Raw genomic sequence first — 26045 nt, 5'->3', positions numbered from 1 at the left:
ATCAGCGCAGTCGCTTGACGTAGAGCGTGTTATCGCGGCGCTCGACCTTGAACTGCTCCATTGCTTCGAACAGGTCGGACAACCGCTTGTAGCCATAGTTGCGCACGTCGAAGCTGGACCGGTTTCCGGCGAGACTGCCGACCTCACCCAGCTGGGCATATCCATCCTCGTCGCGATTGGCGGCTTTCCACGCCGTGCCGAGCAATTCGACGAGTTCCTCATCCACCGCACCCTTGGTGCCGGACTTGGGTTTCTTCGCCGTCCCATCCTCTTCGGACGCGCCTGCGATCAAGGCGTCGATATCGATGAAGCGGGTGCACGCGCTCTTGAAGGCATCGGGCGTCTTGTTCTTGCTACCGAAGCCATAGACGATCAGCCCGTCCTGCCGCAGCCGCGTCGCGAGCGGTGTGAAATCGCTGTCCGAGCTCATGATGCCGAAACCATCGACCTTGCCCTGATAGAGAAGGTCGATCGCGTCGATCGTCATTGCCATGTCGGTGGCGTTCTTGCCTGCTGTCAGATCGAATTGCTGCTGCGGACGAATGCCGAACTTGTGCGTGATAGTGCCCCAGTTCGCGAGATTGTTTTTTGCGAAATTGCCATAGGCCCGCTTGATGTTCACCTGGCCCAGTTCGGCCATGACGGTGAGCACCGGGTCGATCCCGCGTGGCGTAGTGTTGTCCGCGTCGATCAGCAGCGCGATATTCTTGAGTTCTGTAGAAGACATGCGTGCCCTATCGCAGCGCAGCCCTTGGTGGGCAAGCGCAAGAGATCAAACGATGGCGTGGAACTTGCCGCTATCCTCGTCGAGCAGATGCAGCAGACCGTCGGAGATGGCGAAATGCGCGCCGCGCAGCATGAGCTGGCCGCTTTCCACCTTCTCGCGCACGAAAGGAAACGTCATCAGATTGGCGAGACTGACCTTGACCGCGGCGAGCTCCATCTCGAGCTCCGCCTGACGGCTCTCGGTGCCGTGCTTTTTGGCGACCGGTATCCGCGCCTCGTCGAGCAGCGAAATCCATTGCTGGACAAAGGCGCCGTCACCGTAATCCGCGCCTTCCATCATCTGGGTCAGCGCCGCCTTGCAACCGCCGCACAGGCCGTGCCCCATGACCAGCACTTCCCTGACTTCCAGGACCTGCACCGCGAATTCGAGCGCGGCCGACACACCGTGCTGACCCGGTGTCGTCTCATATGGAGGGACAAGCGCCGCCACGTTCCTGACCACAAACAGTTCGCCCGGATCGACATCGAAGATCTGCGATGGATCGACCCGGCTATCCGAACAGGAAATGACCATGAAAGGTGGGGACTGACCCTCCTTCAGTTCGCTCCATCGGGCGCGGCTACCGGCCCAGCCTTGTTCGCGGAAGCGGTGATAGCCCTCGATCAGGCTCTTCATTTCGGGAGTTTGGTTGGTAATCACTCGGGTGCCATGCCGCTGGCCATTGTTTCTGGCAAGTCCAAACGCTAGATGGGGCCGCATGAACGATCTCTCCAACCCTCCGTCCCACGGCGACGCACCGCGCCCGCCGCGCCAGCGCAAGCCCGACTGGATTCGAGTCCGGGCGCCGGTGAGCGAGGGCTATAACGAAACGCGCAAGCTGATGCGCGAGCTCAATCTCAACACCGTGTGCGAAGAAGCGGCCTGTCCGAATATCGGAGAGTGCTGGACGAAAAAGCACGCGACGGTGATGATCCTGGGCGACGTTTGCACGCGCGCCTGTGCGTTTTGCAACGTCAAGACCGGCATGCCGCGTCCGGTCGATCCGCTCGAGCCGGAGCATACTGCGATTGCCGCAGCCAAGATGGGCCTTGAGCACATCGTCATCACCAGCGTCGATCGTGACGACCTGCCCGATGGCGGGGCAGGGCAGTTCGTCAAGGTGATCGAGGCGCTGCGCCGCAATACGCCGGACACCACGATCGAGATCCTGACGCCCGATTTCCGCGGCAAGATGCGCGCAGCGGTCGAAGCGATCTGCGAAGCCGGGCCCGACGTCTACAACCACAATCTCGAGACCGTGCCGCGGCTCTACCCGACTATCCGTCCGGGCGCGCGCTATTATGCCTCGCTGCGCCTGCTGGAAGAGGTGAAGCGGCACGATCCGATGATCTTCACCAAGTCGGGCGTGATGCTGGGCCTCGGCGAGCAGCGCCTCGAAGTGCACCAGGTGATGGACGACATGCGCAGCGCGGAAGTCGATTTCATCACCATGGGGCAATATCTCCAGCCTACGCCCAAGCATGCCAAGGTCGACGAATTCGTCACCCCCAAGGCATTTGACGCCTATGGCTCGATTGCCCGCGCCAAGGGCTTCCTGCAGGTCGCATCGAGCCCGCTCACGCGTTCGAGCTACCACGCGGGCGATGATTTTGCCGAGATGAAAGCGGCGCGCGCCGAGAGACTCGCAAAGCAGGCTGCCAAGAAGAACGCCTGATGCCTGGCATCCGCGAAACACGGCGGCTGCCCTATAGCTGCGAGCAGATGTTCGACCTGGTGGCCGACGTCGGTCGCTATGGCGAGTTTCTGCCGTGGGTCATTGCTACGCGGGTTCGGTCGGACACAGAGACAGAGATGGTTGCCGACATGGTGGTCGGGTTCAAATCCCTGCGGGAGAAGTTCACCTCCCGCGTGGAGAAGCGCCGGCCCGACCGGATCGAGGTTTTCTACGTCGACGGACCACTCAAGAATCTCGACAATCTGTGGCTCTTCCACTGCCTGGAAGATGGCGGGTGCGAAATCGAGTTTTCGGTAGAGTTCACCTTCCGCAACGCGGTGTTCGAAGCGCTCGCCGGGCAATATTTCGACCGCGCTTTCCGTAAGATGGTTCAAGCATTCGAAGCGCGTGCGGATGAACTTTACGGACGCGAGAACGCACCAGCGAACCGCTAAGGAAGAAGCAGTTCGAGCGCGCAGATCGTCGCTTCGCGGCGAACCCCGGCACGGCCGATCTCGCCATATTGTTTGAGTTCCCCCTTCGGATCACCTTCTTCACCGCGTTCAACCTTGGCAAACACCACCGTGCCAACCGGTTTGAGCTGGGATCCGCCACCTGGCCCGGCGACACCGCTGATCGCAACGGCTACGTCCGCGTCGCTGCGCTCCAGCGCGCCCTGTGCCATCGCCCAGACGCACGCGATCGAAACGGCGCCAAAGGTCTCGATAATGTCCTGTGCGACGCCGAGGCTCTCCATTTTCGCCTCGTTCGAATAAGTCACGAAGCCGCGGTCGAGCACTGCGGAGGATCCCGGAATCTCGGTTATCGCTGCCGCAACGAGACCACCGGTGCAGCTCTCTGCCAGCACGATCTTGCGACCTTTGGCTGCATTTTCCTCGACGACGCGCTTGGCGAGTTCGTCGATCTCTGCGGGAAGGAGGCTGCCTTGATCCATTGTCGTACTCCGCTTGTCAGCGCCGTTCGAGGCTGACGACGGCCTGCGCCGCTATACCTTCGCCGCGTCCGGTGAAGCCGAGCCTTTCGGTCGTCGTGGCCTTCACGCTTACGCGGCTCTGATCGATTCCCAGCAGTTCGGCAAGCTTGCCACGCATGGCGTCCCGGTGTGGGCCGATCTTGGGCGCTTCGCAAATGATTGTGAGATCGACATTGCCGATACCGTATCCGGCCTCGTCCACCAGCTTGGCTGCATGCTCGAGGAACATGGGGGAGGGCGCGCCTTTCCATTGCGGGTCGCTCGGCGGGAAATGGGTGCCGATGTCGCCATTGCCGATCGCGCCGAGCAGCGCGTCGACCACCGCGTGCAGCGCGACGTCGGCATCCGAATGTCCGGCAAGCCCCTTGTCATGCTCGATCTTGAGGCCGCAGAGCCACAATTCCTCGCCGGTAACGAGGCGGTGCACGTCGAAGCCCGATCCGACCCGGATTGCAGGAATGCTGTCCACGAAATCCTCCGCAAAGGTAATTTTCTTCAATCGCTCGTCGCCATCGACCAACGCTACCGAGCCGCCGCTTGCCATGAGCACTTGTGCATCGTCACCGGCATCGGGCGTGCCTGCCCAGGCGCGGTGCGCCATGAGGATATCGATAAAGCGAAAGGCCTGCGGAGTTTGCACGCGGCGAAGCGTCTCTCGGTCTGCCTTGCCACTCATCAGGCCCCCTTGGGCTACGGCGATACTGTCGACCACTGGTAGTACGGGTATCGCGCCGGGATGATCATCAAGTGCCTCGAGCAGCTTTGCAGTGACCTCATCGGGCAGGTCAGGGCGCGCGGCATCATGGATCAGCACGCGAGCGCAGGATCCGTCCTCAAGGGCCTCAAGCGCATTGCGGACCGATTGCTGGCGCGTTTCGCCGCCTATTACCAGTGTGTATCCGTCAAGCCCGTTCAGTGCCTGGTCTGCGAGGTCTTTGCCACCTTCAGGGATCGCTACGATGATTTGGCCGGCCCCTTGAACCTGAAGCGCCTCGACCGAATGTCGAACCAGCGGCTTACCGCGCCACTTGCGAAACTGCTTCGGAATCTCGCTGCCCGCGCGCAGGCCTTGTCCGGCGGCTACGACAATCGCCGCGAAAGGGGGAAGGGTGGTGGAGCCCTGCATCGCGCCGGTGCGCTTAGGGACTGGACGCTCCCCGCGCAATCCACTATGCGCTGCCCAATTTTTAGGCACATCTCGAATTATGAGCAATCTACCCTCTCCACCGGCACTCAAGCCCATCCGGATCGGTCCGGTCGAAATCGCCGATCCGGTCGTGCTCGCGCCCATGACAGGCGTAACCGACCTGCCGTTCCGCAAGCTCGTGCGGCGCTATGGTTCGGGCCTCAACGTGACCGAGATGATTGCGAGCCAGGCCGCCATTCGCGAGACGCGTCAGTCGATCCAGAAGGCGGAATGGGACGCAATCGAAGAGCCCGTTTCGATGCAGCTGGTAGGTTGTGATCCCGAAAGCATGGCCGAGGCTGCCAAGCTGCAGGAAGGCAATGGCGCGGCAATAATCGACATCAATTTTGGTTGCCCGGTGCGCAAGATCGTCAACGGCTTTGCCGGCAGTGCGCTGATGCGTGAAGTGCCGCTCGCGACCAAGCTGATGGAAGCGACGGTCAAAGCGGTCGACGTGCCGGTGACGGTCAAGATGCGGATGGGCTGGGACCATGCCAGCCTCAACGCGCCCGAACTTGCCAAGGTCGCCGAGGACGTTGGGGTCAAGATGATCACCGTCCACGGTCGCACCCGGAACCAGATGTACAAGGGCAGCGCCGACTGGGCCTTCGTCCAGAAGGTCAAGGACGCGGTGTCGATCCCGGTCATCGTCAATGGCGACATCTGCGGTATCGAGGATGCGGCAACCGCACTTGAACAATCGGGTGCGGACGGCGTGATGATCGGACGCGGCGCCTATGGCAAACCGTGGTTGCTGGGCCAGGTCATGCATTGGTGGCGCACCGGCGAGATGCTCGAAAGCCCGAGCTTCGACGAGCAGTACAAGGTGCTGGTCGAGCATTATAACGCCATGCTCGAGCACTATGGCCGCGATGTCGGGACCAAGATCGCGCGCAAGCATCTGGGTTGGTACACCAAGGGAATGCACGGCTCGGCCGAGTTCCGCAATCACGCCAATTTCATCGACGATCCCGATCAGGTGCTGGGTGAGATCGAGCGCTTCTACACGCCGTTCCTGCGGCGGCGCGCTGCGTGAAAGCGATGGAAGCAGCGGCGTCCATTCGACCCGATGCGGCGGCGCAGATCGGCAGCCTGATCTTTGCATTGATGCTGGTGGATGAGCGTGAGATCGTCGTCGAAGCCAATCAGGCGACGGAACACCTGCTTGGTCGCGGTGCCAAGCGCATGATCGGTCGTCCGGTGCTCGATGTTCTCAAGCTGGTCGAGCCCTGGGTGGTCGAGCGGATGCGGGATACCGAAGGGGCCCTGGTCGCGCGCAATGTGGGCCTCGAGATTTCGGGACACGAACGAAGGGTCAATCTCACCGTTTCGCCGATGACCAATTATCCCGGTTGGCGCGTCATCACGATTTCCGATGCCCGCCGCGATGAAGAAGGCCGCGAGGAAAAACTCGACGCGACATCGCTCGGCGCACCGAGCATTCTCGCGCATGAGATCAAGAACCCGCTCGCCGCGATCCGCGGGGCAGGGCAACTCATCTCGCGCAAACTGAAGCCCGAGGATAAGCGGCTTTCACAGATGATCACCGATGAGGTGGATCGCATCGCACGCCTGATCGACCGGATGCAACAATTGGGCAGCACCGCCTCCGAACCGGTTGCGCCCGTCAATCTTCACGAAGCGATCCGGTCGGCAATAGCGACGGTGCAGACTGCGGGCACCCAGGGGGTGCGGATCGACGAGGAGTTCGATCCATCGCTTCCCCCCGTCCTCGCCAATCGCGATGCTCTGGAGCAGGTCCTGATCAATCTCATCTCGAACGCGCGCGATGCAGCAAGCGCCATGGACGAGGGGGAGGTTGTCGTGCGCACGCGTTTCGTCAGCGGCCTGGCGTTCAGCGCGATACGGTTTGGCCAGAAGGTCAAGCTGCCAATCGAGATTACCGTGTCCGACAATGGCGCCGGTATCGCTCCGAAGATCCGCGATCATGTGTTCGAACCGTTCATCAGCTCCAAGAAATCGGGTCAGGGCCTCGGCCTCGCTCTCGTGCGCAAGCTGGTGCGCGACATGAACGGGAGGATTGGACATGAGCGCGATAGCGGAAAAGGCCTGACCCATTTCCGCCTGCACCTGCCTCGTGCACTGGAGGGTGGAGCGTGACGAACGGCGATATTCTTCTGGTCGAAGACGACAAATCGATTGCGACGGTGATTATGGCCGCGCTCGAGGATGAGGGCTTTTCGGTCGCCAATTGCGAGAGCATCGAGGCGCGCGACAGGCTCCTGTCCCAAGGCAGCTATGACGCGATGCTGACCGACGTCATGCTGACAGATGGCGACGGTATCGCTGCCTTGCCCAAGGTCCGCGAGCAGCATCCAACCATGCCGGTCATCGTGCTGTCTGCCCAGAACACGCTCGATACGGCGGTCAGGGCGAGCGAGACCCAGGCATTCGAATACTTTCCCAAGCCGTTCGATCTCGATGAGCTGGTCAAGGCCGTTCGCCAGGCTGTGGGCCAGCGGCAGGAAGCGGACACCTCGCCTGCGGCTGAAGGCGATGGCATGCCGCTCGTCGGACGCAGTCCGGCGATGCAGGGCGTCTACCGGATGATCACGCGCGTTCTGCGCAACGATTTGACCGTGCTTGTCACCGGCGAATCCGGTACCGGCAAGGAATTGGTGGCTGAAGCCATCCATCAGCTAGGCGCTCGCAAGTCCGGGCCTTTCGTCGCGGTCAATACCGCGGCCATCCCCTCCGAATTGATCGAGAGCGAACTCTTCGGACACGAGAAGGGCGCGTTCACCGGCGCGACCAACCAGGCGATCGGCAAGTTCGAACAGGCCAATGGCGGGACGCTGTTCCTTGACGAAATTGGCGACATGCCTGCCGAAGCGCAAACGCGGCTCCTGCGCGCGTTGCAATCGGGCCGCATCCGCCGTGTCGGTGGTCGGCAGGAAATCGCGGTCGATGTCCGCATTATCGCGGCTACCAATCGCGATCTCGCACCGATGATTGCTGCTGGCACTTTCCGCGAAGACCTGTTTTATCGCCTCAACGTCGTTCCCATCGAGGTGCCGCCCCTGCGAGAGCGCAACGAGGATATTGGCGTTCTCGCCAGTCATTTCCTGCACCTCGCGAGCGAAGAGGGGCTTCCGCGCCGCAGCATCAGCGATGAAGCGAAGGTGATGCTTCGCGAGCGGAAATGGCGCGGCAACGTTCGCGAACTGCGCAATGTGATGTACCGGCTCGCGCTGATGTCCCGCAAAGACGTTATCGATCCCGGCACGATCGAAGAGGTCATCGGTTCGGAGAAAGCCGCATCCGACAGCTCACCCGAAACTGCGTTTGGGCATGCGCTTGAACAGTGGCTTACTGCCAACAGCCCGCCTTCAGGTGCGCTGTATCATTCGGCTCTAGCCGCTTTCGAAAAGCCGCTGATCGAGCACGCGCTTGGCAAGACCGGCGGTAACCAACTACGCGCTGCAGGGCTCTTGGGGATCAACCGGAATACGTTGCGCAAGAGGCTGGGAGAGCTTGCGATCGACCCCGACCGTTTCGCGCGCCCGCTTTGACATACCGGTTCAACGCAAAAGCCACACATTTCGCTTGCATCCTTGCAACAGTAGCGTTGTAAACGCGCAACGATGGATGCCATGGCTACTTCAGAAACCCAGCGCTCTCCGCGCTGGTGGCGACGCTTCATAGTCGCATCGCGCCGCGCCAATGTATTTCTCGTTCTCGAAATATTCTGCGCGCTGGCTCTGTTGCTGGCCATCTGGAGCACTTGGTTCGCGTTCAGCACCGCTCCGCCCAACGGGCAGTTGCTTCCGTCGGCAAAGGTTGCGGTACTACTGATCGGGACGCTTATCCCGGCGATGGCACTGCTCGTGCTGCTGGGCCGGCGATTGGCGCTGAGACGCGCAGCAGGCAGCACGGCGCGCCTCCATGTCAGGCTTGTGTTCTTCTTCTCGATGGTCGCGGCCGTTCCAACCCTGTTGGTTGCTGCATTTGCGGCGTTCCTGTTCCAGTCGGGCGTCGATTTCTGGTTTTCCGACGATTCCCGCGGTCTGATGGAAAACACCCGCCAGCTTGCCGATACGTTTTACGAACAGAACCAGCTCGAGGTGGCGCAGGAAACCGTCACAATGGCGGGCGACCTTCGCTATTATCTCGACCAGCTCGACGAGGTGACGCTGGCAGATCTTGCCGACCAGCGCTTCGTCGATGTCGTGGCTTTCCAGATGCAGGGGAGGGACCTCAGCGAGACGGTCATTCTCCAGCGTGTGGAAGGCGACGATATGCGCGTTGCTGCAGCCTTCAACGTTACTGAGGGTAACGATCCCACCGGGTTCGCGCGTGCCTCGCTTGCACCGCTCGCCGCCGGGGAAGCAGTCAATATCTCCGCCAGCCCTAACCGTATCGAAGCGCTCGCCGCTATCGATCCCGAGGGAGGCATCTATCTCTACAACTCGCGCAATTCGGAAGCCGACCTGTTCACCACCTGGGAACGCGCCAAGTCCATTTCATCGGCCTATGACACGCTGGCGAGCAGGGCTCGAGCGCTGCAATTGCGTTTCAACCTGGCGTTGTTTGTCGTGAGCCTTGCGCTCGTTGGACTGGCCGTGTGGTTTGCATTGCGGTTCGCCGATCGTCAGGTGGAACCGCTTACCGAACTGGTCGGGGCTGCGCGCAAGGTAGGCGCAGGGAACTTCGCGCTTCGGGTATCTGGCCGGACAGGGGCCGACGAGATCGGACTTCTGAACCGCGCTTTCAATCGGATGACGGCGCAGTTGGAAAAGCAGACCGATGCGCTGGTCAGTGCCAATCGCCAGATCGATGACCGGCGCGCATTCACTGAAGCGGTCCTGGAATCCGTAACCTCCGGGGTCATCTCGCTGGACGGGGAAGGGCGGGTCCAGCTGATCAACGGCTCTGCCCAGACGCTCCTGATCGGGGAGGGGGGCGGCTCTCCAGTCGGCCGAAATCTGGCGAGTCTTTCCCCTCAGATCGCTCAGTTGGCCGAATCCGGGGTGTCAAGCGGTGTCGTCACGCACCAGCGCGGCGAGGAATTGCTCACGCTGGCGGTCAAACTAGCACCGGAGAAAGGTGGCCAGGTCATCACCTTTGAAGACATCACGCGCCAGTTGCTCGACCAGAGGCAGGCCGCGTGGTCCGATGTGGCTCGCCGTATTGCCCATGAAATCAAGAATCCGCTCACGCCAATCCAGCTGGCTACCGAGCGTCTCAACCGCCGCTATCGCAAGCAGATCGAAATCGACGGCGAGCTTTTCGACGAGTTGACGGGCACGATCATACGCCAGGTCGGCGACCTTAGGAAAATGGTCGACGAGTTCAGCTCCTTCGCCCGCTTGCCCAAGCCCAATTTTCGCCAGGAAGACGCGGTCGATCTCCTTCGGCAGGCACTTTTCCTGCAGGAAGTCGCGCATCCGCAAGTCGATTTCGCCTTGTCGCTCGACGAGGTCGAAGATCCGATCATCAGCTGTGATCGCCACCAGGTCGGCCAGGCGATGACCAATGTTCTGAAAAATGCGGTGGAGGCGGTCGAAGCTCGTGCACAAACGGAAGAGCCGGACTATCGCGGGCGGATCGGTGTGAAGATGGAAAGTTCCGATACCATGCTTACCGTTACGGTCGAGGATAACGGCGTCGGGCTGCCGCAGGAACGCGAGCGAATTACCGAACCATACATGACAACGCGAGAGAAAGGCACTGGCCTGGGCCTCGCAATCGTCAACAAGATCGTCGACGAGCACGGCGGCGACATGACTTTTTCGACCAATGAAGCCGGCGGAACCCGCGTCGTGCTTCGGCTTGCCCGCGACCCGCTGGAGCACGGCGCCGAGGACAAGAACTGATGACTGAATACGAAGGAACAACCTGACATGGCACTCGACATCCTGATCGTCGACGACGAACGAGATATTCGCGACCTTGTGGCAGGTGTGCTTAGCGACGAAGGCTATAATTGCCGAACGGCGGCAGATAGCACGAGCGCGCTCAATGCAATCGACGAACGTCGACCGAGCCTCGTCCTGCTCGACGTCTGGCTTCATGGGAGCGAGATGGATGGCCTTGAAGTGCTCGACGCTATCAAGGCGCGCGAGCCCGAATTGCCGGTCATCATCTTTTCAGGTCACGGCAATATCGACACTGCTGTTTCCGCCGTCGGTCGCGGAGCGATGGACTTCATCGAAAAGCCATTCGAGGCCGAGCGCCTGCTGCTGCTCGTCGAGCGTGCGACAGAGACCGAGCGACTGCGCCGCGAGAACACGCAGCTACGCGAGGGATTTACCCGCGGTGAGGAGTTCACCGGCAATTCGACCGCGATCAACGCCGTGCGCGCCACCCTGAAGCGCGTGGCTAACACCGGCAGCCGTGTGCTGATTTCGGGCCCGGCAGGGGCGGGCAAGGAGGTGGCGGCGCGGCTGCTCCACAGCTGGAGCCCCCGTGCGACGAGCGCTTTCGTCATCGTCAATTCGGCGCGCATAACGCCCGAGCGGTTCGAGCAGGAACTGTTCGGCGAAGAAGCCGACGGCAAGCTGGTGCGTCCCGGCCTGCTCGAACTTGCAGATGGCGGCACGCTCTACCTCGATGAGGTCGCTGACATGCCGCTATCGACACAGGCGCGCATCTTGCGCGTTCTCACCGACCAGAGCTTCGTGAGGGTAGGGGGCTCGCGCCAGATCGGGGTCGATGTCCGCGTCGTGTCCTCCACATCGCGCGATCTGGCCGGCGAAATGGAGCAAAAGCGCTTCCGTGAAGACCTCTTCTACAGGCTCAATGTAGTGCCGGTGACGATCCCCTCGCTGGCAGAGCGGCGGGACGATATCCCGGCTCTCACCGAGCATTTCTTCACACGCTATTCGATGGAGCAGGCCATTTCGCCGCCGGAAGTAACCGAGGAGGCGATGGCGGCGCTGCAGGCTTACGATTGGCCGGGCAATGTCCGCGAGCTGCGTAACGTCGTGGAACGAACGATCATCCTCGCTCCGCGGGACCGGCTCGAAAAGGTCGAGCCCGACATGCTCCCTGCAGAGATAACGGGCGGTGAAACGGCGGCAGCGAGCTCCGGCCTCACGCAGATGATGGGCGTGCCGCTGAGGGAGGCGCGGGAGAGTTTTGAGCGCGAATACCTCAATATCCAGATCCGCCGCTTTTCGGGCAATATCTCGAAGACCGCGACCTTCATCGGGATGGAGCGGTCGGCCCTCCACCGCAAGCTCAAGCTGCTCGGCATGACCGAACGCAAGGAAAACCAGAAAAGCTGACCCGTCGCGTCCGTCCAATTCTTGGATTGCCGTGGATGTAAAATAGGGGCATCATGATTCGTGATAACGGCGAGAAGGTGGTTTTCTCGCCAGATTGCGGACCGCAAGGGCGGCCGCCAATAAAACAAGGAGTTTCACAATGTCCGAAGGGCGTACCCTCTCTGCCCGTCCGCGCGAAGAGCGCGAGAGTCCCCCTGCCAAGGATAGCCGCCAGGGCAATCTGCAGGATGCATTCCTGAACCTGTTGCGCAAAAACAAGACACCGGTGACGATGTTCCTCGTCAAGGGCGTGAAGCTTCAGGGTATTGTCACCTGGTTCGACAATTTCTCGATCCTGCTGCGCCGCGACGGCCAGTCACAGCTGGTTTACAAGCACGCGATCTCGACGATCATGCCCGGACAGCCAATCGATGCGAGCCAGTTCGCCAGCCAGCCCGGCAACAAGAAGCAGCGTTTGCTGCAGGATGTCTTCCTCTCTCGCGTCAGCGATGTGGGCGTACAGGTGACCATGTTCCTCGTGAACGGTGTGATGCTGCAGGGCCGTATCGCGGCCTATGATCTGTTCTGCATGATGCTGGAGCGCGACGGTTTCGTGCAGCTGGCTTACAAGCACGCGGTCTCGACGATCCAGCCTGCAGCGCCGGTCGACCTGACCGACGAATGGGAAGGCGACGAAGACTGAGTTTCGATGACGACCTTCTGGGCGAAGTAACCCGCGGTGCGCGGGCCCTGGTGGTGTGCCCGGACATCGCCGGTCAGAGCTATGACCTCGACGCGGCAGAGCGACTGGAAGAGGCGTGCGGCCTCGCGCTCGCGATCGGCGTGAAAATCGCCGATAGCCAGATCATACGGGTTCGCGACGTTCGCCCCAATACCTTGTTCGGGGCAGGGCAGGTCGACAACATCGCGATCGCCTGCGAACAGAACGAGGCAGAGCTTGTCATCGTCGACGGAGCGCTCAGCCCGATCCAGCAACGCAATCTCGAAGAAAAGCTCAAACGCAAGGTCATCGATCGCACGGGTTTGATACTGGAGATATTCGGCGAACGCGCGGCGACGGCGGAAGGCCGCCTGCAGGTCGAACTCGCGCATCTCGACTACCAGCAGAGCCGGCTCGTACGCAGCTGGACCCACCTCGAACGGCAACGCGGCGGTTTCGGCTTCCTTGGCGGGCCGGGTGAAACCCAGATCGAGGCCGACAGGCGGATGATCCGCCAGCGCACGGGGCGCCTCCGCCGAGAACTGGAGCAAGTCCGCAAGACCCGAGGCCTTCACCGCGAACGGCGCGAGCGCGCGCCATGGCCTGTTGTCGCCTTGGTTGGCTACACCAATGCAGGAAAATCGACGCTTTTCAATCGCGTGACGGGCGCCGAAGTCATGGCGGAAGATTTACTTTTCGCAACGCTGGACCCGACGATGCGCGCCATTGCCTTGCCTGGTGTCGAAAAGGCGATCCTCTCTGACACTGTCGGGTTCATTTCGGACTTGCCGACGCAACTCGTCGCTGCCTTCCGAGCAACACTGGAGGAAGTGACGGCCGCCGACATCATCCTCCATGTCCGCGACCTGTCCAACCCCGCGCATGCCGCGCAGGCCAAGCAGGTCATGGCGGTCCTCGCCGATCTGGGCGTGATCGACGGAGACAATGGCGAGAGCAACATTCCAATCCTCGAGGTCTGGAACAAGCTCGACCTGGTCGATGAGGAACGACGCGAAGATTTGGCTTCGCAAGCCGAACAACGGGACGATGTCGTGTTTGTCTCGGCTGCGACGGGCGAGGGGATGGAGGCGCTGCTTGAGAAAGTCGGCGCGATGCTGACCAGCCACGCCAAGGAAGTGACCCTGCGAATCCCGGTCAGCGATGGACGCAGGCTCGCGTGGCTCCATGCCCACGGCGATGTGGTATCGGATCGGGAACTGGCAGGTGAGAACGGTGCGCCCCTGCGGGAAATGGTCGTGCGCCTCAATCCCAAGGAATTGGGTCAGTTCGAAACTCTATGAAGTTTCAGTGGCTTGTTCGCTGCACTTTACCTGCTGCCACAGTTCTTCCTGCTCATCGAGAGTAAGGTCGGCAAAGGCCTCACCAGCCAGTTTCTCCATGCCTTTGAACCGCCGCTCGAACTTCGCGTTGGCGTCGCGCAATGCATCTTCGGCGCTGATGCCATAGGCGCGGACGAGGTTGACCGCAGCGAACAAGAAATCTCCGGCTTCCTCATGGCGTTCCGCCTCTGAAGAACACGCGGCAAGTTCCTCGATCTCCTCGTGAACCTTCGCTCTTGGGCCGTCCGTATCGGGCCAATCGAAACCGGTCCGTGCTGCGCGCTTCTGTAGCTTTTGTGCGCGCATCAGTGCGGGAAGCGCATTGGCCACGCCATCGAGCGCGCTTCGTGCGCCTTTCGAAGCACGTTCTTCGGCCTTGAGAGCTTCCCAGCGTTCCTCGCGCATACCGCCGGGCATGACTTCATCACCGAAAATGTGCGGGTGTCGGGCTTCAAGCTTGTCCGACATCGCGCCAGCCACGGCCTCGAAGTCGAAGCGACCTGCTTCTTCGGCAATGCGGGCCTGGAATACGACCTGGAAGAGCAGATCGCCGAGCTCGTCAAGCAGATCTTCGTGATCCTGCCGTTGAACGGCATCGGCAACCTCGTAGGCTTCTTCGATCGTATGGGGGACGATGGTCTCGTGCGTTTGCGCCTTGTCCCATTCGCAGCCGCGCTCTGGATGACGGAGGGTCTCCATAATAGCGAGAAGGCGGGAAATTTGCTGGGTCACTGAAACTCGAACCTTAGTATGATAATCTATATTATGTTAAATACGAGTATGGTCGCGAGTGAGGTTTCAGCCCCCTCTTACGAGGTCAAACAAAACGAAGACCCCGACAAAGATCGCCAGCCAGGTCAGCGCCAGCTTGGCTGCCTTGCCCCAACTCAGTTTGTAGGAAGCCAGCGCACCGCCAACGAGGATCAACCAACCAAGCAGCGCAATGATCTGTACCCATTGAGTTTCGCTGTTCATGCTACAACCTCCAAACCGTCATAGCCGACAATGACATTGTCCGGCGTCTCTTCGCACAATGACGCGTAATCCATGCTCTTGTCGAGATGGCTCAGAACAAGCTTGCCGGCTCCGCAGCGCTCGGCAAGCTCCATCGCCATTGCCAAATGCGCATGTGTCGGATGCGGATCGCGTCGAAGGCAGTCGCTCACAAGAACGTCGACGCCTTCATACAGTTCGACCATCTCATCGGTTATCGCACTATAATCAGTGGCATAGGCGATAGACTTGCCATCGGCCTCGAAACGGTATCCGGTGGTTTCACCGGGACCATGCGGCATCTGGCACCATTCGACCCCGAACCCTGCAAAAAGCCGCAATCTATCAAGAACTTCCAGCGAAACGATGGTCGGATATCCGTGCTGTCCAGCAAAGACATAGCCGAAGCGCTGACGAAGGCGATATGCGGCATCTTCCGAAGCGAACCCCGGCAGGGGTCCACCGCGCCCATAGCGCATCACCCGCAAATCATCGATGCCATGGCAATGATCGGCATGATCGTGCGTCCAGAACACGCCATCGACACTGCCGATATCATTATCGAGCAATTGACGCCGCAGATCGGTCGACGTGTCGACGAGCAGGCGCTTGCCTTCATCGCTCTCTACGATGATCGAGACGCGGGTGCGGCGGTTACGCGGCTCGTTCGGATCGCAATCGCCCCAATCGTTTCCAATGCGCGGCACGCCAGTCGATGTGCCAGATCCGAGAAGCAATACCTTCAAAGCGATGCCTTGCTGAACAGCTTGAAGAAATTGGCGGTGGTCTGCTCGGCCAGTTTGTCGAGCGGCTCGTCGCGCAGCTCCGCCACGAATTGCGCAGTGTCGGCCACGAAAGCCGGCTCGCAAGGGCGCCCGCGGTGCGGAACCGGTGCCAGAAACGGACTGTCGGTCTCGACCAGCAATCGCTCGGCAGGAACCTGCTTCGCCACTTGCTGCAGTTCCTTGGCGTTCTTGAACGTCACGATGCCGGAAAGCGAGATCGTGAGGCCAAGATCGAGAACCTTGCGCCCGAACTCTTCGGAGGCCGTGAAGCAATGGATCAGAGCCGGGAATGCGCCCTTCTCCATTTCGTCCGCAAGAATTGCGAAGGTGTCATCCTCGGCATCGCGCGTGTGGATGATGAGCGGCAGCTGCGTATCGCGCGCCACACCGATGTGCATCCGGAACAGATCCTTTTGCGTCTCGCGTTCCGAATTGTCGTAATAATAATCGAGCCCGGTTTCCCCGATCGCTATGACGCGGGGGTTCTCTGTCGCCTTGCGCAGCACTTCTGCGCCGAGGTCGGCATGACCATCGGCCTCGTGCGGATGGATGCCGACACTGGCCCACACATCGCTTTCGCGCTCGGCCGTGCCCACGACCTGGTCCCATTCGCTCTGGCGGGTCGAGATATTGAGGAAACCCCCTACCCCGGCTTCGCGCGCCCGGGCCAGAACGCCGTCCTGATCATCGACGAGCCCTTTGTACTCCAGATGGCAGTGGCTATCGATAAGCATCAGGCAGCCTCATTCTCCGGGAGTTCGAGCCGCGGGAAGATCGGCGTGGGCTTGCCAACGGTAAAGCCTGTCTCGACCAGGCGCTTGTACCAGCCATCATCGGCGAGATCGGCGTAATTGCGGGCATCGCCGGCGATACCCAACTGATCGAGCAACGCGTCCGCCTTTTCCGGCACAACCGGGCGGATCGCGATCGCCAGATCGCGCAGGGCGAGGAACAGCGTCTGCAGCACGACTTTCATCCGTTCGAAGTCGGTCTTGCGTAGCGTCCAGGGTGCTTGTTCGTCGACATACTGGTTGCAGGCATAGACCGCCCGGATCCATTCTTCGATCCCGACTGAAAAAGCCAGCTTTTCAAATGCTTCCGGCAGCCCCTTGGAACTCGCGTTAAGCACGGTCTGCAGGAGTGCCTTGTCTTCCTCGGCAGGTTCGAAATCCTCCAGCGCACCGTCCATGTTCTTCGCGATCATCGACAACGTGCGCTGTGCGAGATTGCCGAAGCTGTTGGCGAGCTCGGCATTGGCCCGCGTCACGATGGCTTCGGGCGAATAACTGCCGTCCTGGCCGAAGGCGATTTCGCGCATGAAGAAATAGCGCAAATTGTCGACGCCGAACTGCTCGGCGAGGGCCATTGGATCGACGACGTTACCGGCGCTCTTGCTCATCTTCTCGCCGCCGCGAGCGAGCAGGAAACCATGTCCGAAAACCTGCTTCGGGAGCGGCAAGTCGGCGCTCATCAGGAATGCGGGCCAGTAGACCGTGTGGAAACGTACGATATCCTTGCCGATCATGTGGATGTCCGCCGGCCAGTACCGCTGGAACATCTCCCCTTGCGTATCGGGAAAGCCGACACCGGTCATGTAGGTCGTGAGCGCATCGACCCAGACATACATGACGTGTCCTTCGGAATCGGGCACGGGCACACCCCAGTCGAAACTGGTGCGCGAAACGCTCAGATCCTTGAGGCCGCCTTCGACGAAACGCATGACTTCGTTGCGGCGGCTTTCGGGCCGGATGAAATCGGGATTGTCGCGGTAGAGCGCGAGCAGCTTGTCCTGATATTTGGAAAGCCGGAAGAACCAGGTTTCCTCGGCAGTCCAATCGACAGGCGTGCCCTGTGGCGAGAGCTTTTCGCCCCCTTCCCCTTCGACCAGTTCGCTCTCATCGTAAAAAGCCTCGTCGCGAACCGAATACCAGCCTTCATAGCGGTCGAGATAGAGGTCGTCATTGGCCTCCATGCGGCGCCACAGCTCTAGGCTCCCGGCATGATGGCGTGGCTCTGTCGTGCGGACGAAATCGTCATAAGACAGGTTGAGCTTGTCCGCCATCTCACGGAAATAGCCCGACATTTCGTCGGCCAGGTCAATTGTCTTACGACCCAGCTTGCGTGCGGTCTGATCCATCTTCAGGCCGTGTTCGTCGGTTCCGGTGACGAAGCGCACGTCGCGCCCCATCTGGCGCTGGAAGCGCGCCATTGCGTCGGTGGCGATCCCCTCATAGGCATGGCCGATATGCGGACGACCATTGGGATAATTGATCGCGGTGGTGATATAGAAAGGCTCAGACATTGGCGCGCTCGCTAGCCTCCGTCGCGCGTGCAAGCAAGCCGCCAATCTCGCCCACCAGCAAACCGGCGTCAAAGTTGTAGGTCGGGGCCTGGCCCGCAAGTTCGACCAGCGCGGCATGCGTTTCGACCAGTCCGGGCCGCGTTTGAGGCGTCGCGGTAGCTGCTTGCTCGGCCACCAGTGCCCTCGCCAGTTCGAGTATCGCCTGAATGCGGTTGCGATCTGGGCGCGGTCCGATGGCCTTCGTCAGTCGGCCGCGCTGTTCGAAAGTCGTATCGGGCTCTGCAAGCAGACTGCGCAGCGCATTCGCCACCTCGCCCAGGTCCATTTCGAGGAAATTGAGCGCGCTTCCGAAAGACCCGCCTGCAGCGGCGATTGCAGCAGCACGGTCGGGCGCGCTCGCCTGCGGCGCCTCTTGCGCGAGGAGACGCTCGATCTGGTCAGCGCCAATCGTCGGAAAGCGCAACAGGCGACACCGCGACCGGATCGTCGGAAGCAGGCGCGCCGGGCGATGGGTTACCAGAAGGAAAAACGTGCCCTGCGGCGGCTCTTCAAGGCTCTTGAGCAAAGCGTTGGATGCGCCCCGCTCCATGTCGTCCGCCGGATCGATGATGACGGCGCGGCGCGATCCGAGCGTCGGGCGCGTGTTAAGCCGCTGCTGCATCTGGCGAATTTGTGCGACCGAGATGCTGCGCTTGGTCTCGTAGGGCTTGCCCTCTTCACGCTTTTTCTCCTCCTTCTCGTCCTTGGGGAGGTAGGTCAGCACGAGGATATCGGGATGGGCACCTTCGGGCTGCGCAATTCCATCCTCGCTCACGAGCTCGCGCGCGGCAGCCAGGGCAAAGTCGTGCTTTCCGAGACCTGCCTTGCCAGCAAACAGCCAGGCATGGTGCATGCGGTGTCCCGACAGAGCTTCGCGCCACGCCCGCCAGGCCTCGGTATGGTTCGGCCATTCCATCAGGCCGACCCCAAAAGCGGATTTAGCGCCTGCATGATGCGTTGGTGGACCTCTTCCGGCGAGCCTGAACCATCGATCACGGCAAACCCTTGCGGATCGGCTTCCGCATAGCGCCTGAAGGCGGCTGCAACCGCGCGGTGGTAATCGCCGTCGCGCCCGCCGATCGCGTCGGACTGGTCACCATCGCGAACGGCCAAACGTTCGGCAACTCGGGCTTCATCAGCCTCGATCAAAAGGGTGAGGTCTGGCCGTAAGCCTTGGCTGCCGATTTCATGCAGAGTGACAATCGCCTCGTCACCTAAAGCACCTGCCCCGCCCTGATATGCGCGGCTTGAATCGACAAACCTGTCCGACAGCACCCAGTCGCCGCGTTCCAGGGCCGGGCGGATCAGCTTCGCCACGTGGTCAGATCGGGCCGCAGCGAAGAGCAGCGCCTCAGCCTCGGCGCCCCATCCCTGCCCCGGAGGATCGAGAAGGAGAGAGCGGATCGCTTCTGCACCCGGCGTTCCGCCCGGCTCGCGCGTGGAGACAACCGGGATGCCCCGCGCCTCAAGAGCGTCGGCCAGCAGCCGGGCCTGCGTCGATTTGCCCGCGCCCTCGCCGCCTTCAAGCGCAATGAACTTCCCGCGGCTCATGAAAACCAGCCCGCGATACCGTTCCAGAACCGGTCGAGTATCCCCGCCTCGGCGACTTCCTCTGCCGCCACAAGCGGGATTTGCGAGGTCGGCATTCCTTCGACCTCCAGCTCTAGCATGGCCACCCGGTCACCCTCCGCGATCGGCGCCTTGAGCGGCCCCTCATAACGGATCCGGAGCGAGACTTCCGGGTCAGATCCTCTCGGAACAGACACAGAAATGGGGGCAAGCGGAATCAAGTCCACATGGCGCGCTTCGCCATTCTGGACGCGTGCAGTCCCGACTGTCGAGCCGCGAGCAAAGAGCGTCCGGTGACTGAAATTGCCAAAGCCCCATTCGATATAATCACGCGCCGCATTGTTGCGAACACGCGCGCTGTCGGCCGCGGCGATTACCATTATCAGGCGTCGACCGTTCCGCTCGACCGAGCCGAGGAAGCCATTTCCCGCCTCGTTCGTGAAGCCGGTCTTGATACCGTCGGCCCCTTCGACCCGTCCGATCAACGGATCGTGATTGGGTTGTGCGATCCCGTTGTAGCTGAAACCCTCGTTACCGATAAACGTGCGATAGCGCTGGGGGTGGCGCAATATCAGCGCCCTCGCCAACCGCGCCAGGTCCCGGGCGCTGACGAATGTCTTCCCCTCGTCCATCCAGCCATTGGGTGAGTGGAAGTGACTGTTTGTCATGCCGAGCTCTCGCGCCTTGGCATTCATCATCCCGGTCCACTGCGGCACCGAGCCCGCCGCGCCTTCAGCCAGCACGATCGAGCCATCATTGGCCGAGATATTCATGATGGCCATCAGCAGTTCCGCTACTGTGGGTCTTGCATCGGCGGGGAGAAACATGGTCGAACCCTTCCCGCTCCATTCGCGGAAAGTTTCAGGTCGAACCGCGAAGGTCTGACGGGGATCGAGCGCGCCCTCTTCCAGCAGCTCGAAAGCGACATAGGCGGTCATCGTCTTGGTGATCGAAGCAGGTACAAAACGCCGGTCGGCATTGCGTTCGTGCAGGACTTGCCCGCTCGTCGCATCGACCAGCAGCGCGATGGGCGCCTGCTCGGCCGTCGGTGGGGCAGGCGCAGCCTCGTCAACCTGCGAAGCCTGCGTTTGAGCCAAGGACGCAGGAGCAATTGCCGCGAATACCGCTGCCAGACATGCTCCGATAAAACGCAATTGAAAGCTCCCTCAGGCGCGGGGAGCTGCAATCAGTCAGCCCGCGTTGGCGACTCGTGCATCGCTATAACCGGCAGCCTTGACCTTGGCGAGCGCGGCATTGGCCTGTCCACGGGTTGTAAAGGGCCCTGTCTGCACACGATAAAACTTGCCACCCGGCACAACGAAACCGCCAAGTGCGTCAGCTGCCCGCCTGGCATTGGCTTCACTCGCAAAGGCTGCTGCCTGGACCACGAGCTTTTTCGCAGAGAGCTCTGTCCTTGGCGGAGCATCTTTTGCTGGCTCCGGTTTCGGAAGCTCATTCACAGTGGGCGCCGCCACCAAAGCCGATTTGCCCACCTCTGCATCAATCGGCAGTGCGCCGGCGATGGCGGGAGCAGCCTCTGGCGCATCCTCCGCCGCGTCACTCACACCCGGCTCCGCCGGCGCTGGAACAGGCTTCTTCGACAGCGCGAGGCTGGCTGACCCGCTTTCCGGCAACTTGCGCTTCAGAACGACCAGCAGGGATTGCGGTGTTTCGAGCCGGTCTGGCGCGCGTTCGCCGGCGCGCAGTGCGGCGCGCTCGACCTCGGGCGGATTGACCCGGCGCACCCGGACTGCGTCACCATCTTTCGCACCGATCTGGACAAGCGCATCGGGCGAAAGGGCCATGAGGCTCGGACCTGACATCGGGCCCCGTCTCTCCACGCGGACCAGAGCGGTCTTGCCCGAGTCCAGCGCCGTGACCTCGACATAGCTCGGCAGGGGCAGCGTGCGGTGAGCGGCGGTAATCCCGCCACTGCCAGCATCAAGCACGGCATAGCCGACCTCATCATAGTTCCAGCTGTCTGCGGGGACATATTCCACGCCGTCAACGGTAAAGGGATCGCCGATCACTACGGGGTAGTCGGCTTCCGGACCCGTCGATGCCAGGCCCTCAGCATTGTTCTCATTCACGGAAATAGCGGAATTTGGTCGCTCACCCCCGCCCAGCACGCCGCAGGCGGCGAGAGGTGCTGTCAGCGCGAGCGCAAACAGGCGTGGAAGGAACTCATTGGGCAATCTCATCTGCAAGCAATCCCACACTCATCGCGTAGTAATTCGAGCAGTTATATTCGAGGATGACCCGATAATTTGCGGTTAACAGCCAGGCAGGAGTGCCAGGCCCATCGGGCTGGAACAGGCTTGCCATCACGTCGTCGCCCAGCTGCCGCTGAGGTTGAATCCCGAGTTCACGCCACTCGCGCACAGTTTTCCACTGGCTATGGCGTTCGTGGACGCGCGGGCAGACTTGCGCATTCAGTTTCGTCTTGTACCGATCGACATCGAAACCGGCGGGTACATAGGCCCGTACTCCCCAAGGTTGCCCGGAACGCCAACCCGCGTCGCGGAAATAGTTGGCGATGGACGCGAATGTGTCGGCGCTATTGGAGAAGATATTGGCGCGCCCGTCACCATCGCCGTCCTTTGCGAGGCGCAGATAGACGCTCGGCAGGAATTGCGGATTGCCGAACGCGCCAGCCCAACTGCCAACCAGCATCGAGCGCGGATAGCCTTTGTCAGCAACCTTGAGCAGATTGACGAATTCGCTGGAGAAAAGCTCCCGGCGGCGGCCTTCCCATGCAAGGGTTGCAAGAGAGCGCGAGAGGTCGAACCCGCCCTTCACTCGCCCATAAGCTGTTTCGTGTCCGAAGATGGCAACGATGATTTCAGCCGGTACGCCGTATTCATTCTCGATGCGGGAAAGCGTCGAACGCTCGCCGCGATAGACGCTGCGCCCACCACTGATCCGGGCAGTGTCGACGTGACGCGAGATGTAATTATCGAGCGGCGGATAACCCGATTGCGTGGGTGTGCCGGGTTGGCCGCGGTCCAGCTCGATGACGCGATAATTCGGCGTGAGATCGCTCGTCATCCTGAGAATAGTCGTCTCGCTGACACCCTCTGCCCGAGCGCGCGCGATCAGCAGCTGCATATAGGCGTCGAAGGACATGTCCTGCCCCTGCGCTGCGACAGGTGCGGCGGAGATTGCGCTGGCGAAACCGGCAAGCGAAAGAGCAAGGCGTTTCAAGGTCATGGCAAGCATTGTGTCATCTCGTGGATGAAACTCCAATGACTGGATTGGCGATTTTTCGATTAAATGCCTCTTTTGCCAACCTAGTTCCTGATCGCATGCGCCTTGAGCGCCTCGTAATCGGACCGGCATGCCTCCGCGACGTCGCGATAAACGCCGTCGAGTTCGGGTAAGGGACCGGGCGGATCGCCAAATCCGGTGGAAGCGTTCACCTTGTCGTACCAGTGCACACCCCAGATGCCGTCTTCCGGGTGAGGCCCCTTTTCCCATGCGAGCATGGCCGGATCCCATCGAATGCCCAGAGCCTCGCACAGTTTCGACAAGACACCTGCAGGATCGCGCAAGATATCATCTGAATCGACCACCGGTGGGGTACGTCCGGAACGTTCGCGCTCCGCCTCGAAATAGCTGCGCAGCCTGGCAAAGCCGAGCATCTCGGGCTCTCGCAGCTCGTTCTTTGCGCGATAGCTTGCGACGACACGCTCGGGCGCACGGATCAGGAAGGCGTGCCGATGATCGGGGAAGTCGGAAATGCTGACCGGCCCGGTCATATGGTGAGGCATGTGCTTCTGATACCATACCGGCTTACCGCCCGGCACAGGGCCCGATTGCGTCTTCGTCACGCTATGCCAGTCGCAATCCATGTCGGCGATCGTCTCTGCCGCCATCGGGTGCGCTTCGCCGCTCGCCTTCAGGAATGCACCATAAAAGGGTTCGTCCGACACCGCGCAGTCCTGTCGCGCGCCGAAACTGCGCATCATCGCGGTCGAGATGTTGCGCGGCCCCGACCACATCGCAATCCGGATAGCTTCGCTCACGCTGCGACGTCCCGGTCCATCAGGGCCTTGTAGAGCCCCTGCAAGCGCTCGACCATCGGCCCCCTGCCCTCGGTTAACTTCCGGCCGTCGACTTCGGTTGCCGGCACGACACCTGCGAAAGTGCCCGTCACGAAGGCCTCATCCGCGCCGTAGACATCGGTGAGCGAGAAGTTCTTTTCGAACACTGGTATGCCCTCCTCGCGGCAGACACGGATGACATTGGCGCGCGTGATGCCGCCGAGGCAGTAATCCCCGCTGGAGGTCCACACTTCCCCTTTTCTCACGATGAAAAAATGGGTCGAATTGCAGGTCGCCACAAACCCTTGCGGATCGAGCATCAACGCTTCGTCTGCGCCCGCATTAATTGCCTGAATACAGGCCGTTATGCAGTTGAGCTTACTATGGGAATTAAGTTTCTGGTCTTGTACCGCAGGGTCACCGCGACGTACATGAACCGTAAACAGCCGGACTCCGTCCTCGATGACCGAGGGCAGCGGTGCCTTGTACTCCGGGATCATGACGATCGTCGCAGGCGAGATAACCACTCGCGGATCCTGGTAGGGGGTCGAGCGGATTCCGCGCGTCACCATCAGACGGATATGAACGCCCTCTTCGCCGCGCATTCCATTGGCGTCGACCGTTTCGTCGAGCCGCGCCCTCAATTCTTCGCGGGTAAGCCCTATGTCCATCGCGATCGTCTTGGCGCCTTCGTAAAGCCGGTCGAGATGGGCATCCAGGAAGGCAACTTTGCCCCTGTGAAGCCGCAGCCCTTCCCATACGCCGTCCCCCAGCATGAAGCCGCTATCGAAGACCGACACGACTGCCTCGGCGCGTGGCACCAGCTCGCCATTGACGTTGATCAGAATGGTCTCGTTACGCGGATCGGCCGCGTATTCATGTGTCCCCTTACCCATTTTTCGATTTGTAGGGCCGTTTGGGCTGGTGACAATAGCGCCTTCCCGCGCTAGCGAGCGCGACGAGCGGACAGGTGGCAGAGCGGTTGAATGCACCGGTCTTGAAAACCGGCAAGGGTGCAAGCCCTTCGTGGGTTCGAATCCCACCCTGTCCGCCACGTATATCCGAAAACCGCAGCAAACCCGGTAGTTGAACGGAAGCGCGACGAATCAAGCTGTCGTGCGGCCTTGCTGACGGTCGAAGATGTAAATCCTGCCCAAAAGTTATTTTTTTCCGAGCCAGCTCGGGTGTGGGCCGTTTACCGAAACTTTACCTCCCCTACCGGTCTCCTGCGCTGTTTCTCTTCGAATGGCCGGATATCGGTGCTTTTTCTACTGATCCCGCAATTCCTAATATCTTAACCAATCGGATCAACCGAACGGCGATTGCTCGTGCGTATGTGAGGCTCATCTGGAGGGCGTTTTTGGCGTCACCAACGATACTTGAAATGGCTCGCGAAATCGCAACCAGCCTTATCGACAAGGTCAGCGAGTCCTACTTCATCGACAATCACGAGATGAATGTGGGCGCATCGGTTGGGATTGCCGCAGTCACAGGTGATGGGACGAGCACCAGCGCGCTCATGACCAACGCCGATCTCGCGCTCTACGAAGCCAAGAACCGGGGGCGCGGCACGCATGCGGTTTACCGGGAAGCCATGCGCTCAAAGCTGGAAGAACGCTCCAACCTCCGCGGCGATTTGGCGAACGCCCTGGAAAATGGCCAGATGTCCATCTCCTACCAGCCCATCGTGCGACCGGATGGTCAGTCAGTCGCCTGTTATGAAGCGCTGATGCGCTGGGAGCATCCCGAGCGCGGACTGGTACCGCCGAGCGTATTCATTCCAATCGCGGAAGAGTCGCTGCTGATCGAACAACTGGGTGCGTGGATCCTGCGCAAGGCCTGTAGCGATGCCGCGCAATGGCCCGAAGATATCAAGCTCACGGTCAATGTCTCGAGCCTGCAACTATCGCAAGGAGAGTTCCTCGCTACCGTCGTCGAGGCTCTGGCGTCGAGTGGTCTGGCAGCCGACCGTCTCGTGCTCGAATTGACGGAGTCGATCGTGCTCGAAATGGACGAGCAGTTGGAAGCTCTCCTCATGAGCCTGCATGAGCTTGGGGTATCGCTTGCCCTCGATGATTTCGGGCGCGGCTATTCCTCGCTCAATTACATCGAGCGGATGTACTTCGCGATGATCAAGATCGATCGTGACTTCGTCCAGTCGGCTGCAGCTGGTTCGATCAAGAGCAAGGCAATCGTGACTGCGATCGTGTCGCTCGCGCGATCGCTCAAGATCGATGTCGTTGCAGAGGGCATGGAATATGAAGAGCAGGCTAGCGTGCTTGCAGAGCTTGGCTCTACCCTGTTTCAGGGCTTCCACTTCGGATATCCGCAGACGGCTTCGGAATGTCTCCGGAAATCCGTAGAAGTGACCGAACAGCGCAAGGTCGCCTGAAACCGCAAGAC

General features: G+C 60.9%; 26 protein-coding genes and 1 tRNA gene. 11 read left to right on the top strand and 16 right to left on the bottom strand.

Annotated elements, in window-relative coordinates:
• Position 1: 1 nt before the first annotated feature.
• Positions 2–727, bottom strand: a complete 726-nt coding sequence (locus CCE89_RS13655; protein ID WP_086438595.1) for an NYN domain-containing protein — start codon at positions 725–727, stop codon at positions 2–4.
• A 45-nt stretch (positions 728–772) separates the two neighbouring features.
• Positions 773–1402, bottom strand: a complete 630-nt coding sequence (locus CCE89_RS13650) for a carbonic anhydrase (protein WP_086438594.1) — start codon at positions 1400–1402, stop codon at positions 773–775.
• An 82-nt stretch (positions 1403–1484) separates the two neighbouring features.
• Here CCE89_RS13650 and lipA point away from each other — a divergent pair, with 82 nt between their 5' ends.
• Both lipA and CCE89_RS13640 read left to right on the top strand, forming a co-directional pair.
• Complete coding sequence (lipA, locus tag CCE89_RS13645) at positions 1485–2441, top strand: lipoyl synthase (RefSeq protein ID WP_086438593.1); 957 nt, start codon at positions 1485–1487, stop codon at positions 2439–2441.
• Positions 2441–2896: a type II toxin-antitoxin system RatA family toxin gene (locus CCE89_RS13640; RefSeq protein WP_086438592.1), complete on the top strand. Its 456-nt coding sequence runs from the start codon at positions 2441–2443 to the stop codon at positions 2894–2896. The genes lipA and CCE89_RS13640 overlap by 1 nt, the downstream gene beginning before the upstream one ends.
• On the opposite strand, the gene CCE89_RS13635 is transcribed toward CCE89_RS13640, so the two are convergent.
• The gene (locus CCE89_RS13635) at positions 2893–3396 is read right to left on the bottom strand and encodes a CinA family protein (RefSeq protein ID WP_086438591.1); all 504 of its coding nucleotides are present in this window, start codon (positions 3394–3396) and stop codon (positions 2893–2895) included. The genes CCE89_RS13640 and CCE89_RS13635 overlap by 4 nt on opposite strands.
• Before the next feature lie 16 nt (positions 3397–3412).
• Positions 3413–4561: a bifunctional 2-C-methyl-D-erythritol 4-phosphate cytidylyltransferase/2-C-methyl-D-erythritol 2,4-cyclodiphosphate synthase gene (locus CCE89_RS13630; protein WP_086438590.1), complete on the bottom strand. Its 1149-nt coding sequence runs from the start codon at positions 4559–4561 to the stop codon at positions 3413–3415.
• Between the two features lie 79 nt (positions 4562–4640).
• Here CCE89_RS13630 and dusB point away from each other — a divergent pair, with 79 nt between their 5' ends.
• The 7 genes from dusB (at position 4641) to hflX (ending at position 13872) form a co-directional block, all read left to right on the top strand.
• Positions 4641–5657 (top strand): tRNA dihydrouridine synthase DusB, encoded by a 1017-nt coding sequence (gene dusB / locus CCE89_RS13625; RefSeq protein WP_086438589.1) that lies wholly within the window; start codon positions 4641–4643, stop codon positions 5655–5657.
• Between the two features lie 5 nt (positions 5658–5662).
• The gene (locus CCE89_RS13620; protein ID WP_086438588.1) at positions 5663–6742 is read left to right on the top strand and encodes a two-component system sensor histidine kinase NtrB; all 1080 of its coding nucleotides are present in this window, start codon (positions 5663–5665) and stop codon (positions 6740–6742) included.
• Positions 6743–6795: 53 nt separating this feature from the next.
• Positions 6796–8154, top strand: a complete 1359-nt coding sequence (locus CCE89_RS13615) for a sigma 54-interacting transcriptional regulator (RefSeq protein WP_086438823.1) — start codon at positions 6796–6798, stop codon at positions 8152–8154.
• Between the two features lie 72 nt (positions 8155–8226).
• Positions 8227–10458 carry a sensor histidine kinase gene (locus tag CCE89_RS13610; protein WP_086438587.1) on the top strand — a complete coding sequence of 744 codons (2232 nt, stop codon included), beginning with the start codon at positions 8227–8229 and terminating at the stop codon, positions 10456–10458.
• A 27-nt stretch (positions 10459–10485) separates the two neighbouring features.
• Positions 10486–11871 carry a nitrogen assimilation response regulator NtrX gene (gene ntrX, locus CCE89_RS13605; RefSeq protein ID WP_086438586.1) on the top strand — a complete coding sequence of 462 codons (1386 nt, stop codon included), beginning with the start codon at positions 10486–10488 and terminating at the stop codon, positions 11869–11871.
• Between the two features lie 139 nt (positions 11872–12010).
• Entirely contained in the window at positions 12011–12553 is a 543-nt protein-coding gene (hfq, locus tag CCE89_RS13600; RefSeq protein WP_086438585.1) for an RNA chaperone Hfq, read from the top strand.
• Positions 12532–13872, top strand: a complete 1341-nt coding sequence (hflX, locus tag CCE89_RS13595; protein ID WP_086438584.1) for a GTPase HflX — start codon at positions 12532–12534, stop codon at positions 13870–13872. Before hfq ends, hflX begins: the two co-directional genes overlap by 22 nt.
• Here the strand turns inward: hflX and mazG are convergent.
• The 12 genes from mazG to CCE89_RS13540 all read right to left on the bottom strand — a co-directional run bounded on the left by mazG (position 13867) and on the right by CCE89_RS13540 (position 24538).
• Positions 13867–14643, bottom strand: a complete 777-nt coding sequence (mazG, locus tag CCE89_RS13590; RefSeq protein ID WP_086438583.1) for a nucleoside triphosphate pyrophosphohydrolase — start codon at positions 14641–14643, stop codon at positions 13867–13869. The two genes, hflX and mazG, sit on opposite strands and share 6 nt — an antisense overlap.
• 66 nt (positions 14644–14709) lie before the next feature.
• The gene (locus CCE89_RS15355; protein WP_200810355.1) at positions 14710–14886 is read right to left on the bottom strand and encodes a hypothetical protein; all 177 of its coding nucleotides are present in this window, start codon (positions 14884–14886) and stop codon (positions 14710–14712) included.
• Positions 14883–15650: an MBL fold metallo-hydrolase gene (locus CCE89_RS13585; RefSeq protein WP_086438582.1), complete on the bottom strand. Its 768-nt coding sequence runs from the start codon at positions 15648–15650 to the stop codon at positions 14883–14885. Before CCE89_RS13585 ends, CCE89_RS15355 begins: the two co-directional genes overlap by 4 nt.
• Positions 15647–16423 carry a TatD family hydrolase gene (locus CCE89_RS13580; RefSeq protein WP_086438581.1) on the bottom strand — a complete coding sequence of 259 codons (777 nt, stop codon included), beginning with the start codon at positions 16421–16423 and terminating at the stop codon, positions 15647–15649. Before CCE89_RS13580 ends, CCE89_RS13585 begins: the two co-directional genes overlap by 4 nt.
• The gene (gene metG, locus CCE89_RS13575) at positions 16423–17991 is read right to left on the bottom strand and encodes a methionine--tRNA ligase (RefSeq protein WP_086438580.1); all 1569 of its coding nucleotides are present in this window, start codon (positions 17989–17991) and stop codon (positions 16423–16425) included. Before metG ends, CCE89_RS13580 begins: the two co-directional genes overlap by 1 nt.
• Positions 17984–18946 (bottom strand): DNA polymerase III subunit delta', encoded by a 963-nt coding sequence (locus CCE89_RS13570; protein ID WP_086438579.1) that lies wholly within the window; start codon positions 18944–18946, stop codon positions 17984–17986. The genes metG and CCE89_RS13570 overlap by 8 nt, the downstream gene beginning before the upstream one ends.
• Positions 18946–19581, bottom strand: a complete 636-nt coding sequence (tmk, locus tag CCE89_RS13565) for a dTMP kinase (protein WP_086438578.1) — start codon at positions 19579–19581, stop codon at positions 18946–18948. Before tmk ends, CCE89_RS13570 begins: the two co-directional genes overlap by 1 nt.
• On the bottom strand, positions 19578–20753 hold the full coding sequence (locus tag CCE89_RS13560; RefSeq protein ID WP_234990087.1) for a D-alanyl-D-alanine carboxypeptidase family protein: 1176 nt from the start codon (positions 20751–20753) through the stop codon (positions 19578–19580). Before CCE89_RS13560 ends, tmk begins: the two co-directional genes overlap by 4 nt.
• 36 nt (positions 20754–20789) lie before the next feature.
• Positions 20790–21800 carry an SPOR domain-containing protein gene (locus tag CCE89_RS15550; protein ID WP_086438577.1) on the bottom strand — a complete coding sequence of 337 codons (1011 nt, stop codon included), beginning with the start codon at positions 21798–21800 and terminating at the stop codon, positions 20790–20792.
• A complete protein-coding gene (locus CCE89_RS13550) occupies positions 21784–22809 on the bottom strand; it encodes a lytic murein transglycosylase (protein WP_200810354.1) in 1026 nt (341 codons plus the stop codon). The genes CCE89_RS15550 and CCE89_RS13550 overlap by 17 nt, the downstream gene beginning before the upstream one ends.
• Before the next feature lie 80 nt (positions 22810–22889).
• A complete protein-coding gene (locus tag CCE89_RS13545; protein WP_234990086.1) occupies positions 22890–23624 on the bottom strand; it encodes a sulfotransferase-like domain-containing protein in 735 nt (244 codons plus the stop codon).
• Positions 23621–24538 carry an aminotransferase class IV gene (locus CCE89_RS13540; protein ID WP_086438574.1) on the bottom strand — a complete coding sequence of 306 codons (918 nt, stop codon included), beginning with the start codon at positions 24536–24538 and terminating at the stop codon, positions 23621–23623. Before CCE89_RS13540 ends, CCE89_RS13545 begins: the two co-directional genes overlap by 4 nt.
• Before the next feature lie 68 nt (positions 24539–24606).
• Between CCE89_RS13540 and CCE89_RS13535 the strand changes: the two genes are divergently transcribed.
• Both CCE89_RS13535 and CCE89_RS13530 read left to right on the top strand, forming a co-directional pair.
• Positions 24607–24696, top strand: a tRNA-Ser gene (locus CCE89_RS13535).
• Positions 24697–25026: 330 nt separating this feature from the next.
• Positions 25027–26034 carry a putative bifunctional diguanylate cyclase/phosphodiesterase gene (locus tag CCE89_RS13530; RefSeq protein WP_086438573.1) on the top strand — a complete coding sequence of 336 codons (1008 nt, stop codon included), beginning with the start codon at positions 25027–25029 and terminating at the stop codon, positions 26032–26034.
• Positions 26035–26045 lie beyond the last annotated feature (11 nt).

Source organism: Altererythrobacter xiamenensis (assembly GCF_900177715.1).
GTDB lineage: Bacteria > Pseudomonadota > Alphaproteobacteria > Sphingomonadales > Sphingomonadaceae > Erythrobacter > Erythrobacter xiamenensis.
Note: the sequence above shows the minus strand (reverse complement) of the source record. Positions and strands in the feature narration are given on the sequence as shown.

Coding starts and splice junctions, on each gene's coding strand:
- CCE89_RS13650 (WP_086438594.1), bottom strand. CDS start 1,402: ATGAAGAGCCTGATCGAGGGCTATCACCGCTTCCGCGAACAAGGCTGG.
- hfq (WP_086438585.1), top strand. CDS start 12,011: ATGTCCGAAGGGCGTACCCTCTCTGCCCGTCCGCGCGAAGAGCGCGAG.
- CCE89_RS13615 (WP_086438823.1), top strand. CDS start 6,796: ATGGCCGCGCTCGAGGATGAGGGCTTTTCGGTCGCCAATTGCGAGAGC.
- CCE89_RS13635 (WP_086438591.1), bottom strand. CDS start 3,396: ATGGATCAAGGCAGCCTCCTTCCCGCAGAGATCGACGAACTCGCCAAG.
- hflX (WP_086438584.1), top strand. CDS start 12,532: ATGGGAAGGCGACGAAGACTGAGTTTCGATGACGACCTTCTGGGCGAA.
- CCE89_RS13610 (WP_086438587.1), top strand. CDS start 8,227: ATGGATGCCATGGCTACTTCAGAAACCCAGCGCTCTCCGCGCTGGTGG.
- ntrX (WP_086438586.1), top strand. CDS start 10,486: ATGGCACTCGACATCCTGATCGTCGACGACGAACGAGATATTCGCGAC.
- dusB (WP_086438589.1), top strand. CDS start 4,641: ATGAGCAATCTACCCTCTCCACCGGCACTCAAGCCCATCCGGATCGGT.
- CCE89_RS15355 (WP_200810355.1), bottom strand. CDS start 14,886: ATGAACAGCGAAACTCAATGGGTACAGATCATTGCGCTGCTTGGTTGG.
- tmk (WP_086438578.1), bottom strand. CDS start 19,581: ATGAGCCGCGGGAAGTTCATTGCGCTTGAAGGCGGCGAGGGCGCGGGC.
- CCE89_RS13655 (WP_086438595.1), bottom strand. CDS start 727: ATGTCTTCTACAGAACTCAAGAATATCGCGCTGCTGATCGACGCGGAC.
- CCE89_RS13570 (WP_086438579.1), bottom strand. CDS start 18,946: ATGGAATGGCCGAACCATACCGAGGCCTGGCGGGCGTGGCGCGAAGCT.
- CCE89_RS13640 (WP_086438592.1), top strand. CDS start 2,441: ATGCCTGGCATCCGCGAAACACGGCGGCTGCCCTATAGCTGCGAGCAG.
- CCE89_RS13530 (WP_086438573.1), top strand. CDS start 25,027: ATGGCTCGCGAAATCGCAACCAGCCTTATCGACAAGGTCAGCGAGTCC.
- CCE89_RS13620 (WP_086438588.1), top strand. CDS start 5,663: ATGGAAGCAGCGGCGTCCATTCGACCCGATGCGGCGGCGCAGATCGGC.
- CCE89_RS13540 (WP_086438574.1), bottom strand. CDS start 24,538: ATGGGTAAGGGGACACATGAATACGCGGCCGATCCGCGTAACGAGACC.
- CCE89_RS13550 (WP_200810354.1), bottom strand. CDS start 22,809: ATGACCTTGAAACGCCTTGCTCTTTCGCTTGCCGGTTTCGCCAGCGCA.
- CCE89_RS15550 (WP_086438577.1), bottom strand. CDS start 21,800: ATGAGATTGCCCAATGAGTTCCTTCCACGCCTGTTTGCGCTCGCGCTG.
- metG (WP_086438580.1), bottom strand. CDS start 17,991: ATGTCTGAGCCTTTCTATATCACCACCGCGATCAATTATCCCAATGGT.
- CCE89_RS13630 (WP_086438590.1), bottom strand. CDS start 4,561: ATGCAGGGCTCCACCACCCTTCCCCCTTTCGCGGCGATTGTCGTAGCC.
- lipA (WP_086438593.1), top strand. CDS start 1,485: ATGAACGATCTCTCCAACCCTCCGTCCCACGGCGACGCACCGCGCCCG.
- CCE89_RS13580 (WP_086438581.1), bottom strand. CDS start 16,423: ATGCTTATCGATAGCCACTGCCATCTGGAGTACAAAGGGCTCGTCGAT.